We start from the raw sequence: 14,672 nt of genomic DNA, 5'->3' as shown, positions 1-14,672 counted from the left end.
GCCTAATCGTCGAGCAGCGAGAGATCGCGCACGGCGCCCTTGTCCGCCGACATCACGAGCTTGGCATAAGCCTTCAACGCCGCCGACACCTTGCGCGGGCGCGCCTTCGCCGGCTTCCAGCCGTTCGCGTTCTGCTCTTCGCGGCGGCGCGCCAGTTCCTCGTCGGAAACCAGCACGTTGATCGTGCGGTTCGGAATGTCGATGCGGATCTTGTCGCCGTCGCGCACGAGGCCGATCGCGCCGCCCGCCGCCGCTTCCGGCGAGCAGTGACCGATCGACAGGCCCGAGGTGCCGCCGGAGAAGCGGCCGTCGGTCAGCAGCGCGCACGCCTTGCCGAGACCCTTCGACTTGATGTAGCTCGTGGGGTACAGCATTTCCTGCATGCCGGGGCCGCCCTTCGGGCCTTCGTAACGGACGATCACGATGTCGCCGGCCTTGACCTTGTCGGCGAGGATGTTTTCGACCGCTTCGTCCTGCGACTCGGTCACGTGCGCCGTGCCTTCGAACACGAGAATGCTGTCGTCCACGCCCGCCGTCTTCACCACGCAGCCGTCGAGCGCGATGTTGCCCGTCAGCACGGCGAGGCCGCCTTCCTTCGAGAACGCGTGCTCGTACGAGCGGATGCAGCCTTCGGCGCGGTCCGAATCGAGGCTCGGCCAGCGGGTGTTCTGGCTGAACGCGACCTGGCTGGGAACGCCGGCGGGACCCGCCATGTAGAACGTCTTGACCGCTTCGTCCTGCGTGAGCGTGATGTCCCATTGCTTGAGCGCGTCGCCAAGCGTGGGCGCATGCACGGTCGGCACGTCGGTGTGCAGCTTGCCCGCGCGCTCCAGCTCGCCCAGGATCGCCATGATGCCGCCCGCCCGGTGCACGTCTTCGATGTGGTACTTGTTCGTGTTCGGCGCGACCTTGCACAACTGCGGCACGACGCGCGAAAGGCGGTCGATGTCGGCCATGCCGAACTCGATGCCCGCTTCCTGCGCGATGGCGAGCAAGTGCAGGATGGTATTGGTCGAACCGCCCATGGCGATGTCGAGCGTCATGGCGTTTTCGAACGCCTTGAAGCCCACCGAACGCGGCAGCACGCGCTCGTCTTCCTGCTCGTAGTACTGGCGCGCGAGTTCGACGATACGACGGCCGGCGCGCTTGAAGAGTTGCTCGCGATCCGCGTGCGTGGCGACCACGGTGCCGTTGCCCGGCAGCGAGAGGCCCAGCGCTTCGGTCAGGCAGTTCATCGAGTTGGCCGTGAACATGCCCGAGCACGAACCGCAGGTCGGGCAGGCGGAGCGCTCGACTTCGGCCACTTCGGCGTCGGAGTACTTGCTGTCGGCGGCGATCACCATCGCGTCGATCAGGTCGAGCTTCTTGACTTCGATGGCCTTCGTCACCGGATTCGCGAGGCGCGTCTTGCCCGCTTCCATCGGGCCGCCGGAGACGAAGATCACGGGAATGTTCAGGCGCATGGCGGCCATGAGCATGCCCGGGGTGATCTTGTCGCAGTTCGAGATGCAGACCATGGCGTCGGCGCAGTGCGCGTTGACCATGTATTCCACCGAATCGGCGATGATGTCGCGGCTCGGCAGCGAATAGAGCATGCCGTCGTGGCCCATGGCGATGCCGTCGTCCACGGCGATCGTGTTGAATTCCTTGGCCACGCCGCCCGCGGCTTCGATTTCGCGCGCGACGAGCTGGCCGAGGTCCTTCAGATGCACGTGGCCGGGAACGAACTGGGTGAACGAGTTGACGACCGCGATGATCGGCTTGGCGAAGTCTTCGTCTTTCATGCCGGTGGCGCGCCAGAGGGAACGCGCGCCTGCCATGTTGCGGCCGGCGGTGGAGGTTTTGGAACGGTATGCGGGCATTGTGGCTGTAGGAGAAAAATCGCAGAAAGGAAGCGGGCCACGGGAATAAGGCCCCACGCACGCCCTTGCGAACAACCTCTTGAGCTGCGCTCTGGGCAAACTTTGCGATTATCCCACAGGGATGGGGGGCGCGTTGGCGGGAGCGCTGGGCGCGGGGCTACCCAGGCGGCGCCCGCCTCAGGCTTCGCCCAACCCCTCTTGCGCAATCAACCCCAGCACCACGTCTGAAAACGCGTTGGCGGCGAGCGTGCTCGACGCATGCCGCCTTTTGAGCAGCGCGACGGTGCGCTGCGGCAACGCGGGCACGACGGGCAGCGTGACGAGCCCGCGATGCTCGCGCAGCACCGCCGAAGGCAGCAGCGTGGCAAGCGTGCCGTCCTTCACGAGCTTGAGCACCGTGCCCACCGAATTGGCCTGCAACATCACGCGCGGAATCAACTGATGCGCGCGGAAATAGGCATCGGCGAAGCGGCGCACCACGAAGTCGGGGCTCAGCAGCGCAAGCGGCATGGCCGCGAGCTGGTCCGCCGTGACCTCCGCGCGGCGTCGCGCGAGCGGATGGCGCGTGGCCACGAGCAGCGCCATGTGCTCGGCAAAAAGCGGTCGCACTTCGATTTCGTCGGAGCGCACGTCCGTGAAGCCAACGCCGAGATCGAGTTCGTCGCGCTCGAGCCCGCCTTCGATGTCTTCCAGCGGCCGCTCGCTCACTTCGAGCGCGATTGCCGGGTGCGCCTCGCGAAAACCGCGCAGCGCCGGGCCGATCAGATATTCCGCGAACGTGGGCGTATACGCGAGCCGCAGCAGGCCGCGCGTGAGGTCGCGCACCTCGTGCAGCGCGCGCTTGCCGGCGTCGAGATGCGCGAGCGCCTGGCGCGCGTGCTCGATGTACACGCGCCCGAATTCGGTGAGGCTGATGGCGCGGCCGCTGCGGTCGAACAGCGCACCGCCTAGATCGTTTTCCAGTTGGCGGATCTGCTGCGAAAGCGCGGGCTGCGAAACGTGCAGCACTTCGGCGGCGCGCGTGAAATTCTTCAACTCCGCCACGGTGAGCACGTAACGTATCGAGCGAAGCATCAAGATGGCTGTCTCCCGAATCTCTGCGGATTTTTTTCATAAGGTGCGCTTATCGTCACGATCCAAATATCGTCTTGGACGTGGCTGCGCGCCCTGAGCAAAATGGATTGCGACGGCGGCGATGCGCTGCGCGGTACGCGCGGCATTGCGCGCCGCACACCATTCTACCGGGGAGCAAACGGATGTTCGAGTCGATCGCGATGAGCGTGGCGGCGGTGTTCGCAGGCTCGTGCCTGACGTTTCTCATCGCCGTCCTGCTGCCCGAACCCGTCGCGGCCAAAGGCGCCAAAGGCGGTCTTTACGCCGGGCTCGGCAATGAAGATGAAAGTTTCGCGTGCGCGGATCAGGCGCGCACGCGCCGGTTTCGCGCGCTTAAAACATGGCGTGCAGGCGGCGGCCTCCTGCAGAGCCACGCTGAAGCCGTGCCGCGCCCCGTCAGTAGACGTCGCGCACGTAACGTTTGTCCCGTCCGAGCGCACTGACGTAGTCGTGGGCGGCTTCGGCGCTCATGCCGCCATGGGCCGCCACCGCCTCGCGGAGCGCTGCGTCCACGTCCTTCGCCATGCGGCTCGCATCGCCGCACACGTACAGGTGCGCTCCTTCCTGCAGCCACGCCCATAGCTGCGCGCCCTGCTCGCGCATGCGGTCCTGCACGTAGACTTTCTCGCTCTGGTCGCGCGAAAACGCGAGGTCGAGCCGGTTCAGGTGGCCGTCCTTGCGCATTTGCTCCAGTTCGTCGCGGTAGTAGAAGTCGGTGGCCGCGTGCTGCTCGCCGAAGAAGAGCCAGTTGCGGCCCGTGTCGCCGCGCGCCTGGCGCTCGTGCAGAAACGCGCGGAACGGCGCGACACCCGTGCCGGGGCCGACCATGATCATCGGCGCGTCGCCGTTGCGCGGCGGCCTGAAATGCGTGCTCTTTTGCACGAACACGGGCACGCTGCCCTCATGCGCACGGTCGGCGAGGAAGGTCGAGGCCACGCCCTTGCGCTCGCGCCGGCCGTTGTTGTAACGCACCGCCGAAACGGTCAGATGCACCTCGCCCGCATGCGCCTTCGGGCTCGACGAAATCGAATATAAGCGCGGCTGCAGCCGCTTGAGCATGCCGAGCAGTTCCGGCGCGCTCACGTCGACGGGGTATTCGTGGAGCACGTCGGCGAGCTGCTGGCCCCAGAGCCAGTTGCGCAGGTCGCCCTTGCGGGTTTCGTCCAGCATGGCGGCGAGGCCCCGCGAGCGCGTACGCGACGCAATGAACGCCAACGCGTCGGCGGTCGGGCGCGCTATTTCGTAGTGCTTGCCAAGCGCCTCGCCAAGGCGCATCTCGCCGTGGCCGCTCACGGCGACCGGCGTGTCGGCCGCAAGGCGCGTGAGGCCCAGCAATTCGTCCACCAGCGCAGGGCAGTTGGTCGGCCACACGCCGAGCGCGTCGCCCGCTTCGTAGTCGAGGCCCGCTTCGCTCGTCGCGAGCGAGAAGTAGCGCGTGTCTTTCGTCGCGCCCTTCATGTTCAGGCGCACGTTCTTCAGCAGCTTCGAGGCGGCCGGGCGCGCCCTGGTGGTCGCGCAGCCGGGCAGCACTTCGGGGATCGAGCCGTCGGCGGGCACGGCGTGCAGCGCCGCGTCTTCCTGCTTGATACGCACGACGATGCGATCGAGCCATGCGTCGGCGGCGCTCTGGTATTCGCTGTCGCAATCCACGCGCTCCATGAGACGCGTGGCGCCCAGCGCTTCGAGGCGTGCGTCGAGCTTGCGGCCGTGGCCGCAGAACGCGTCGTAGTTGCGGTCGCCGAGGGCGAGCACCGAGAAGCGCAGCGACGCGAGACGCGGCGCGTTTTCTGCCGCGAGCGCGCTCCAGAACCCTTCGCCGTTGTCGGGCGCGTCGCCGTCGCCAAAGGTGCTGGTCATCAGGAGTGCATATTGTGCCTTTTCGAGGGTCGCGAGCGGATAATCCGCCATGCAGGCGGTGCGAATCTCGAAGCCCGATTCCATCAGTTGTGTCGCGGATCGCTCAACGAGCGATTCGACGTTGCCCGTTTGCGAGGCCCACAGCAGCACGACTTTCGGACGCGTATGCGCGATGCGTACGCCGTGCGGTTTTTCTTCCGGCGCGGCTGACGAGGGCGGCGCGGCGGGCGGCGCCGTACGCGCGGCGGGCTCGCCGCGGCTAAAGAGACCGGCCAGCAGGCCGTCCAGCCATACCCGCGTGTCGGCGGGAAACGGCGCGTGCGCGGGCAGCGTCGGCACGCCAATGGGCTCGGCCGCCCGCAACGTGCGCAGGCCGCCCACAAAGCCCGCGAGGTACTGACGTTGCGCGTCGCCCAGTTGCGGTGCGGCGACGTCGTCGAGGCCGAGCAGCGTCGAAAAGGCATCGATACGGGACATGTCGTATTCCTGAGTCGGGTTGGCGGCCCGCGGCGCGCGCCCGGTCTCGCGCGGCGTGGATGGCGGACCGACGCGCGAGAGCGCCACCGCGCAGAATTTCAGTTCGGGCTGCTGGGAAATGGGATCGACCGCATCGCTCGTGACCGCGTTGACGCAAAGTTCCTCGCCATACACGTCGTTCCAGTGCATGGGCGCGAAGCAGTTGCCGGGGCGCACGCGCTCGCTCACCAGCGCGGGCAGCACCACGCGCCCGCGGCGCGAGCGCACTTCCACGCGGTCCTTCGCGGCAATGCCGAGCGCGGCGGCGTCCTCGGGATGAATCTCGACGAAGGGCCCCGGGTTGCGCTTGTTGAGCATCGCCACCTTGCCGGTTTTCGTCATGGTGTGCCACTGGTGCTGCAAGCGGCCCGTGTTGAACACGATCGGGAACGTGCCATCGGGCAGTTCGGCCGGCGCGACATGCGGGCGCGCGAAGAACACGCCCTTGCCGTGCGGCGTGGCGAAGGCGATGCGCGGGCGCGTGCCGTCTGCGTTTTCCTTGAGCGTTTGACTCACGCCGTCGTTCACATAGCGCAGCGGATTGCGGTCGCTCGCGGCATGAGGCGCGACAGGCCATTGCAGCGGCGTTTCGCGCAGTTTCGCGTAGGTCGCGCCGCGCAGGTCGTAACCCGTCTTCGGGTTCGCGAAGCGCGTGATTTCGTCGAACACCTCGGCGGCGCTCGCGTAGTCGAATGCGTGCGCGAATCCCATTTCGCACGCCACGCGCGCGATGATCTGCCAGTCGGGCAGCGCCTCGCCCGGCGGCTCGACGGCCTGCTGCATGAGCGTCATGTTGCGCTCGGAGTTGATCATCACGCCCTCGGCCTCGGCCCAGAGCGCGCCGGGCAGCAGCACGTCGGCGTACTGATTTGTTTCGGTGTCCAGAAAAGCGTCCTGCGCGATCACCAGTTCGGCGGCCCTCAGACCCGCGACCACCGTTTGCCGGTTCGCGACGCTCGCCACGGGGTTCGTGCAAATGATCCAGCACGCCTTGATCTCGCCCGCCGCCATGCGCGAAAACATGTCGACGGCGCCTCCGCCCGCCTTCGCGGGCAGCGTGCCGGGCGCGACGCCCCACGCCGCTTCGACGAACGCGCGATCGTCTTCGGCGAGTGCCGTGCGCTGGCCAGGCAAGCCCGGCCCCATGTAGCCCATCTCGCGGCCGCCCATCGCGTTCGGTTGCCCCGTGAGCGAGAACGGCCCGCTGCCCGGGCGGCAAATCCTGCCCGTCGCCAGATGCAGGTTGCAGATCGCGTTAGTGCTCCACGTGCCATGCGTGCTCTGGTTCAGGCCCATGGTCCAGCAGCTCATCCACTCGGGCGCCTCGCCGATCATCTGCGCGGCGCGGCGAATGTCGTCAGCCGCGAGACCCGTGATTTCGGCGACCTTTTCCGGCGTGTAGTCGTCGAGAAACGCGGGCATCGCGTCCCATCCTTCGGTGTACTGTGCAATGAAACCGGCGTCCGTGTGGCCATTTTTGTGCAGCAAGTGCAGCAGGCCGTTGAGCAGCGCGAGATCGGCGCCCGGCGCGATCTGCAAAAAGAGCGACGCCTTTTCCGCAGTCGCCGTGCGGCGCGGGTCCACGACAATGAGTTTCGCGCCCGCCTTCACGCGGTCCATCATGCGCAGGAACAGGATCGGATGGCAGTCCGCCATGTTCGCGCCGATCACGAAGAAAAGGTCCGCCTTGTCGAAGTCCTGGTACGAGCCCGGCGGCCCGTCCGCGCCCAGCGAGAGCTTGTAGCCGCTGCTCGCGCTCGCCATGCACAGACGCGAGTTCGACTCGATGTTGTTCGTGCGCACGAAGCCCTTGGCAAGCTTGTTCACGAGGTACTGCGCCTCGATCGACATTTGCCCCGAAACATAGAACGAAAGCGCGTCGGGGCCGTGCGCGTCGAGCGTCGAGCGCAGGCGGCGCGCCGTATCCGCGATTGCCTGCGCGAGCGGCAGCGGCACCGGGTCTTCGTCGCGCGCGCGACGCACGAAGGCGCGCTCAAGACGGCCCGACTTGCGCAGCGCCACGTGCGCCGACGACCCTTTCGTGCAGAGGCGGCCGAAGTTGGCCGGATGCTCGGCGTCGCCGGAGATCCTCGCAACCCGGCCGTCCTCCACATGCAGGATCATCCCGCAGCCCACGCCGCAGTACGGGCAAACGCTTTTTACGCTTTCGATGCTCATGCGGTCGATCGATATCGGCTTGAAGCGGTTTCAGAGCGCGCGGCGCTTCGTGCTCGCCGCGCCGTCATGTGGGTCAGGCGGCAATCCAGACCTGACCGTTTTCCACGCGTGCGGGAAACGCGTGGACCGAGTGCTGCGGCGCTTCGATGCACTCGCCGGTAGAGAGATCGAAGTGATGCTTGTAGATGGGCGAGGCCACCACGACGCGCTCGCCGAAGCTGCCCACGAGGCCGCGAGAGAGCACTGCGGCATGCGAGTTCGGATCGTAGTTGCCGATGGCATAGACGCGCGCGGCGCCGTCGTCGACATGGAAGACGGCGACCTGCTCGCCATTCACGAGCGCACACACGCCGGTGTTCGGCACGATGTCGTTGAGCGTGCAGACGGGCACCCAGTTGCTATCGTTGCTCATTTCGTAGTCCTTGGTTCGATGAGAGGAAATCAGCAGGGGAATCAAGCGGTTTCGACGACTACGGGAATTTCAGTCAGCGACTCATAACGGGCGGCCCGGGAAACCTGCGTGCGTTCCTCTGGAGTGGCCGGGCGAATCTGGCCGCGCTCTTCGATGAAGGTCACGTGCTGGTCGCCCGCGTCGCTGTTGACGAAGTGGCGGAAGCGCCGGCGCGTTTCAGGATCGGTCACGGCCTTCTTCCATTCGCATTCGTAGGTGTCCACCACGAGCTGCATTTCCGCTTCGAGTTCGGCGCCAAGGCCAAGCTTGTCGTGCACGACCACGTCGATCAGATAATCGAGGCCGCCTTCGAGGTTGTCGCGCCACACACTCGTACGTTGCAGGCGGTCGGCCGTGCGCACGTAGAACATGAGGAAACGGTCGACGTAACGCATGAGCGTCGCCTGGTCGAGATCGGACGCGAGCAGTTCCGCATGGCGCGGCTTCATGCCGCCGTTGCCGCACACGTAAAGGTTCCAGCCCTTTTCGGTTGCGATGATGCCGACGTCCTTGCCCTGCGCCTCCGCACATTCGCGCGTGCAGCCCGACACGCCGAACTTGATCTTGTGCGGCGCGCGCAGGCCCTTGTAGCGGTTTTCGAGTTCGATTGCGAAGCCTACCGAGTCGCCCACGCCGTAGCGGCACCACGTCGAGCCCACGCACGACTTCACCGTGCGCAGGGCCTTGCCGTAGGCATGACCCGATTCGAAGCCCGCCGCGATCAGTTCTTCCCAGACGAAGGGCAATTGCTCGACGCGCGCCCCGAAGAGGTCCACGCGCTGGCCGCCCGTGATCTTCGTGTAAAGGCCGTATTTCTTCGCCACCTGCCCCACGGCGATCAAGCCTTCGGGCGTGACCTCGCCGCCCGGCATGCGCGGCACCACCGAATACGTACCGTCGCGTTGAATGTTGGCGAGGTAGTAATCGTTCGAATCCTGCAGGCTCGCGTGTTCTTTCTTCAGCACGAATTCGTTCCAGCACGACGCCAGAATGCCGCCGACCGCGGGCTTGCAGATATCGCAGCCGAGTCCCTTGCCATGCTTCGCGAGCAATTCGCCGAAGGTCTTGATGCCTTCCACGCGCACGATGTGATAAAGCTCCTGGCGCGAATAACGGAAGTGCTCGCACAGATGATTGTTGACGGCGAGACCCTGGCGCTTCATCTCCGACTTCATGACCTGCGTGACGAGCGGCACGCAGCCGCCGCACGACGTCCCGGCATTACACGCGCCTTTTACCGCCGCGATGGTCGTCGCGCCTTCGCACACGGCCGCACAAATTTCGGACTTCGAAACGTTGTTGCATGAGCAGATCTGCGCGGCGTCGGGCAATGCTTCCACGCCGAGCGCGGGCCTGGCCTTCCCGTCGGCCTGCGGCAGGATCATGAATTCCGGCGACTCCGGCAGCTCGATGCCGTTGAGCATCGTCTGCAGCAGCGTGCCGTATTCGCTCGCGTCGCCCACCATCACCGCGCCGAGCAGCTTCTTGCCGCAGTCGGACACCACAATCTTCTTGTAGACCTCGCGACGCTCGTCGGCGTAGCGGTACGAACGGCTGCCGGGCGTCTTGCCGTGGGCGTCGCCGATGCTCGCCACGTCCACGCCCATCAGCTTGAGCCTGGTGCTCATATCGGCGCCCGCGAAGGTCGACGCGTCGCCCATTAGCGCCTTCGCCACGATGCGCGCCATGTCGTAGCCGGGTGCGACGAGGCCGAAGATCTGCCCTTGCCAGAGCGCGCATTCGCCGATGGCGTAGATGTTCGCGTCGCTCGTGCGGCACTGGTCGTCGATCACGATGCCGCCGCGCACGCCGGTTTCGAGGCCGCAAGCGCGGGCGATTTCGTCGCGCGGGCGAATGCCGGCGGAGAACACGATCATGTCGGCGTCGAGATGCGTGCCGTCGGCAAACTGCATGCGGTTGGCCGCGGTTTCGCCGTCCACGATGGCCAGAGTGGTCTTCTGCGTATGCACGCTCACACCGAGCGCCTCGATCTTGCCGCGCAGCATGCGGCCGCCGTCGTCGTCCACCTGCACCGCCATGAGGCGCGGCGCGAATTCCACCACGTGCGTGTCGAGGCCCAGGTCGCGCAGGGCTTTCGCGCATTCGAGGCCGAGCAGGCCGCCGCCCACCACCACGCCCGACTTCGCCCGCGCGCCGCGCGCCTGCATCGCTTCGAGGTCCGAAATGGTTCGGTACACGAAGCAATCGGCGCGGTCGTTGCCCGCGATAGGCGGCACGAACGCCGAGGAACCGGTGGCCAGCACAAGTTTGTCGTACGAAAGCGTCTCGCCGTTGGACACCGCAATGGTGCGCGCTTCGCGATCGATCGACACTGCTTTTGCATTCAGCACGAGGCGCACGTTCTCGCGATCGAAGAAGCCGGGCGCCACGAGCGAAAGATCGTCCGCCGACTTGCCCGCGAAGAATCCGGAGAGGTGCACGCGATCATAAGCAGCACGTGGCTCCTCGCAGAGCACGGTCACTCGCGCATTGATACGGGTGTCGAGCGCGCTGTCCGCAAGGATGCATTCGAGAAACTTGTGGCCCACCATGCCATGCCCGACGACCACGATCTCCATCGCGGCGGCGCTGTTCACTGCGTTCGTTGCTTGCACCATGCTGAGCCCCTGCCAATAAAAAAGGCGTCCCGCGATACCCGCTTCTCGCGAAGCCGGATTCGGGGGACGCCGTTGCCCTGAATACGAAACCCTCGTGCGCTGCGCGACTGCTTGCAGCCGAATCTCCATTGATTCGCTATGGCACTTGCTGCGAAGTCATACGCAAGCAATGTGCCAATTGGCGACCATTCAGCGCAAGGCCCGGTCTGGCGGACCTGGACGGCTCGCGCGCGGGGCGTCTACTCGTTCGTGGGCCTGCGCATCGTGATGCAGGGCGGCACAAGGTTGGTGCTGTGCAGCACATCGGGTGTGCGCGTTGAGGGTTCCTGCGTCCGCTCGGCGCGTGCGAGCGCATACTGGTCTGGAACTTGCCTGAACCGAAGCGTCCGGCAACGACGCCGGGCAATGCAACCCAGAGCCGCGCGATGCGCGCCTCGATTCGAGCTGACTGGACAATGGCGTCCCCTCGTCGCAAGCGGCGAGCGGACGCCTTTTTGTATGGCGCGCCCGGCGTGGGCGCACGCAATACCACGCAATACGAAAGGATGACGACGATGACGACAGGCAATGAAGGCAAGGTCACGCTGCTAAGCGCAGGTCCGGGCGATCTCGATCTCCTCACGCTGAAGGCGGCGAAAGTGCTCGCGAGCGCCGATGTCGTGCTGCTCGACGATCTCGTGAACCCGGAGATCGTCACGCTCGCGCCGCAGGCCCGTGTGATCCGCGTGGGCAAGCGAGGCGGCTGCCGCTCCACGCCGCAAGCGTTCATTGAGCGCTTGATGCAACGCTATGCGCGCCGCGGCCTGCACGTAGCGCGTGTGAAAGGCGGCGACGCACTGCTGTTCGGCCGCGCGGGGGAGGAACTCGCAGCATTGCGCAAAGCGGGCGTGACGGTGGAGATCGTGAACGGCGTTTCCGCGGCATTCGCGGCGGCGGCAGGGCTCGGCGTCTCGCTCACGCACCGCGATCATTGCCAGGGCGCGATATTCGTGACGGCGCATTTGCGCGACCATAGCGAGCCCGACTGGCACGCACTCGCCGCAACGGGCATGACGCTCGCCATTTACATGGGCGTGAGCCGCATTGATTCGCTGTGCGCCACCCTCGCCAGCGCGCTCCCTCCGGCGACGCCCGCCGCCGCCGTGCAGTGGGCGGGCAGCGCTAACGAGCGCCGCGTAACGGGCACGCTCGGCACGATCGCGGCGCACGTTCGTGCGGCTGGCCTTGGCAGCCCGGCCATCATTCTCGTGGGCAACGCGATTGGCGAGGCGGCTTCGCTCAGGCTGCCTTCATACGACGAAGAGGTGCGACGGCTAAGCGCGTAAGCCTGCTGCCACGTTCAGAGGTTCGCATGGCTGCGCAACGATGGAGAGTGCGAGTCATTTTCTTTCAAGCTGCACCTTGTACCGGGAATCCACCTTTCATCAAGAATATAATTAATCGACAAAATCATTATCGAACGGTCTTTCATTTTTCGGCTGCGAAATTGATCCCGCTTTAGCATCTCTACGCTTTCATTTCGATTAGAAGCGCGAACAACAGTAAGAGAATTGCGCTTAAGCACTGTCTTTTTAACACTCCCTGACCTTCATCCTACCTAACTCCTACGCACCTCATGGAAATCCCCGATTAAATGGCGATTAACATGAAAGCCTCAGGAAGGGTTTCGTTGCCTAGAATGCAGCCATCAGCGTAGCAAACCGTTTTGAAAAACGATTCAACGTTGGGGAGACTGGCGATGCAACAATTTTTTCAGGAATTACGCCAATACCCGCTTCCAGGCGAATACGGAATTCCTCGCGAAAACAACCATAACCAGAAGACGCAGGTAAGGAACAACACGATGAAGTTGTTGCTAGTCGAGCAAAATCCGAGGCTTGCTCAATGGCTCGTCGGCCTGCTGCGCACGGCGAATTTCACTGTCGACTGCGTGGCCGACGGCGACGCGGCAGACTTCGTGCTGAAGTCCCAGCACTATGATCTCGTGCTGCTCGAAGTGCATTTGCCGGGCTTGAGCGGCATGAGCGTGCTTACGCGTTTGCGGCGCCGGCGCGACAACCTCCCCGTGCTGATGCTGGCCGCGCACGGCGAGATCGAGGACAAGGTGGCGTGCTTCAACGCGGGCGCCGACGACTACCTCGTGAAGCCTTTCGACACGCGCGAACTGCTCGCTCGCATCAGGGCGCTGATACGGCGCCAGGCGAACGACAAGGCCGCGTGCCTGAGTTGCGGCGACCTGCACTATCACACCGGCACACGCACCTTTAGCCACAACGGCGCGCCGCTGAATTTGCGCCGCCGCGAGCACTCCATTCTCGAAACGCTCATGCTGCATCAAGGCAGCACCGTTTCGAAGCGCACGCTCATGGAGAGCCTGTTCGGCCTCGATGAAGAACCGAGCCGCGACGCCATCGACATCTACATTCACCGCTTGCGCAAGCATCTCGTGAATTCGAACGCGCAGATCCTGACTTTGCGCGGCCTCGGCTATATCCTGCGCGTGAAGGACGCCGCGTTGCTCAAGCCCGACTCGGAGCCGTGCCTGGAAACTTAGGCACCCTTAATGGCTCGCGCCGGCCGGAGCGCCTTGCACGACCGCGGGCGCCATCGCCGGTTCCTGGGGGAGCGCCCATTCGAGCCAGCGTGCGCGGTGCAGCACCACCAGACCGAATGCTGCGGCGGCGATCACACCGAACGTCGCGAAGCCCATCTGGTAGCTGCCGGTGCTCTCTCTCGCCATGCCCATGACGACCGGCAAATAGAAACCGCCGATCCCGCCCGCCGCGCCGATGATGCCCGACATCAGCCCCGTGCGGCCCTGCCAGCGGCGCGCGACGAGCTGGAACGTCGCGCCATTGCCGAGTCCGAAGCACACGTAGGTGAACGCGAGCAGTGCAATGCCGGCGGCGAACGGCGGCATCCACAACGCAAAGGCGAAGTCGCACACCGAGATCGCCGCAAGCAGCACCACGAGCGCGCGCACGCCGGAGACGCGATCCGCGATCAGGCCGCCGAGCGGGCGCACCATCGCACCGGTCAGGGCGAGCAACGACATCACCACGCCGGCTTCGAGTTTCGGTACCTGGTAGAGCGAAACAAGCAGCGTCGAGATATAGGACGACATGCCGACGAATCCGCCGAACGTGATGCTGTACACGAGCATCACGACCCACGTGTCGCCTTCGGTGAGCACCGCGCGATAGTGGCGCGGCAGCACGGCAATGGCGAGCAGCGCGCCGAACACCGGCAATAGCAGCACCCCCGTCTTGCCTGCGCCGAACATGCCCGCATGCACGGCGAGCACCAGCGCGATAAGGCCGGCAAGCGTGATGCCGAACGAGCGCATTGCCCGCAGCGCGCTGCCCGACTTCTGGCCGAGATCGCGGGCCCAGAAGACAACCGCCACGGCGGCGAGCGCGAGCAGCGGCAACGCCGCGCCCGTGGCGCGCGCCCAGCCATAGTGGGCGGCGAGGCCCGGAAAGAGAAAGCCGTCAAGCACTGCGCCGATGTTGCCTGCCGCAGCGAGTCCCAGTACAAGGCCCTGCACCTTCGGCGGATAGTTGCTACCGGCCATCGGCAGCGCCACGGCGAAGCTCGCGCCGCCTACGCCGAGCAGTACGCCCAGCACGAGCAACACGGTGTAGGACGGCGTGCCTGGCATGATCAGCAATACGGCAGCGGGAATCGCCGAGAGCGCGATGCCCATCAGCGCGACACGGCGGCCATCGCAGGCCTGATACAGATTGCCGAGCGTCACGCGCAAGATCGCCGCGCCAAGCACGGGCACCGCCACGAGCAGGCCCAGTTCGGCCGGCGTCATTGCAATGTCCTTCTGGACGAACGGCGCGAGCGGGCCGAACATCACCCACACCGTGAAGCCGGTATCGAAGTACAGGAAGCACGCGATCAGCGCGCGCCAGTTACCGCTCTTGAGCGAACTTACCAGGTCTTTCACGAGGTTTCTCCCCAATAGTGTCTTTCGGGCGCGCTGCCGCGCATTTCGGATTCGCCGCTCGCGGCATCGTCATAGTTAGCAGTGCAAATCGCATCGCCAAAGGTTTGCGCCACCATGTCGCT

9 protein-coding genes are annotated in these 14,672 nt (G+C 65.4%); 2 read left to right on the top strand and 7 right to left on the bottom strand.

Going from position 1 to position 14,672, the window contains the following annotated elements; genetic code table 11:
• Positions 1–2: 2 nt before the first annotated feature.
• The 6 genes from ilvD to nirB form a co-directional block, all read right to left on the bottom strand.
• Positions 3–1,862, bottom strand: coding sequence for a dihydroxy-acid dehydratase (gene ilvD, locus U5768_RS19825; RefSeq protein ID WP_322032101.1), 1,860 nt, complete (start codon positions 1,860–1,862; stop codon positions 3–5).
• A 177-nt stretch (positions 1,863–2,039) separates the two neighbouring features.
• Positions 2,040–2,936, bottom strand: a complete 897-nt coding sequence (gene cynR, locus U5768_RS19820) for a transcriptional regulator CynR (RefSeq protein ID WP_322032100.1) — start codon at positions 2,934–2,936, stop codon at positions 2,040–2,042.
• A 164-nt stretch (positions 2,937–3,100) separates the two neighbouring features.
• Positions 3,101–3,349 carry a hypothetical protein gene (locus tag U5768_RS19815; protein ID WP_322032099.1) on the bottom strand — a complete coding sequence of 83 codons (249 nt, stop codon included), beginning with the start codon at positions 3,347–3,349 and terminating at the stop codon, positions 3,101–3,103.
• A 22-nt stretch (positions 3,350–3,371) separates the two neighbouring features.
• Positions 3,372–7,526 carry a bifunctional nitrate reductase/sulfite reductase flavoprotein subunit alpha gene (locus U5768_RS19810; protein WP_322032098.1) on the bottom strand — a complete coding sequence of 1,385 codons (4,155 nt, stop codon included), beginning with the start codon at positions 7,524–7,526 and terminating at the stop codon, positions 3,372–3,374.
• Positions 7,527–7,599: 73 nt separating this feature from the next.
• A complete protein-coding gene (gene nirD, locus U5768_RS19805) occupies positions 7,600–7,938 on the bottom strand; it encodes a nitrite reductase small subunit NirD (protein WP_322032097.1) in 339 nt (112 codons plus the stop codon).
• A gap of 41 nt (positions 7,939–7,979) precedes the next feature.
• A complete protein-coding gene (nirB, locus tag U5768_RS19800) occupies positions 7,980–10,556 on the bottom strand; it encodes a nitrite reductase large subunit NirB (protein ID WP_322032260.1) in 2,577 nt (858 codons plus the stop codon).
• 584 nt (positions 10,557–11,140) lie between these two features.
• Here nirB and cobA point away from each other — a divergent pair.
• Entirely contained in the window at positions 11,141–11,920 is a 780-nt protein-coding gene (cobA, locus tag U5768_RS19795) for a uroporphyrinogen-III C-methyltransferase (RefSeq protein ID WP_415913942.1), read from the top strand.
• Between the two features lie 518 nt (positions 11,921–12,438).
• Complete coding sequence (locus U5768_RS19790) at positions 12,439–13,149, top strand: response regulator (RefSeq protein ID WP_322032095.1); 711 nt, start codon at positions 12,439–12,441, stop codon at positions 13,147–13,149.
• A 6-nt stretch (positions 13,150–13,155) separates the two neighbouring features.
• On the opposite strand, the gene U5768_RS19785 is transcribed toward U5768_RS19790, so the two are convergent.
• The gene (locus U5768_RS19785) at positions 13,156–14,550 is read right to left on the bottom strand and encodes an MFS transporter (protein ID WP_322032094.1); all 1,395 of its coding nucleotides are present in this window, start codon (positions 14,548–14,550) and stop codon (positions 13,156–13,158) included.
• Between the last annotated feature and the right edge of the window lie 122 nt (positions 14,551–14,672).

It is taken from the genome of Paraburkholderia sp. J76 (genome assembly GCF_905220295.1).
Taxonomy (GTDB): Bacteria; Pseudomonadota; Gammaproteobacteria; order Burkholderiales; family Burkholderiaceae; genus Paraburkholderia.
Note: the sequence above shows the minus strand (reverse complement) of the source record. Positions and strands in the feature narration are given on the sequence as shown.

What these genes read in the sequence shown, in the direction of transcription:
- ilvD (WP_322032101.1), bottom strand. Translation starts at nt 1,862, where the DNA reads ATGCCCGCATACCGTTCCAAAACCTCCACCGCCGGCCGCAACATGGCA.
- cynR (WP_322032100.1), bottom strand. Translation starts at nt 2,936, where the DNA reads ATGCTTCGCTCGATACGTTACGTGCTCACCGTGGCGGAGTTGAAGAAT.
- U5768_RS19810 (WP_322032098.1), bottom strand. Translation starts at nt 7,526, where the DNA reads ATGAGCATCGAAAGCGTAAAAAGCGTTTGCCCGTACTGCGGCGTGGGC.
- nirD (WP_322032097.1), bottom strand. Translation starts at nt 7,938, where the DNA reads ATGAGCAACGATAGCAACTGGGTGCCCGTCTGCACGCTCAACGACATC.
- nirB (WP_322032260.1), bottom strand. Translation starts at nt 10,556, where the DNA reads ATGGAGATCGTGGTCGTCGGGCATGGCATGGTGGGCCACAAGTTTCTC.
- cobA (WP_415913942.1), top strand. Translation starts at nt 11,141, where the DNA reads ATGACGACGATGACGACAGGCAATGAAGGCAAGGTCACGCTGCTAAGC.
- U5768_RS19790 (WP_322032095.1), top strand. Translation starts at nt 12,439, where the DNA reads ATGAAGTTGTTGCTAGTCGAGCAAAATCCGAGGCTTGCTCAATGGCTC.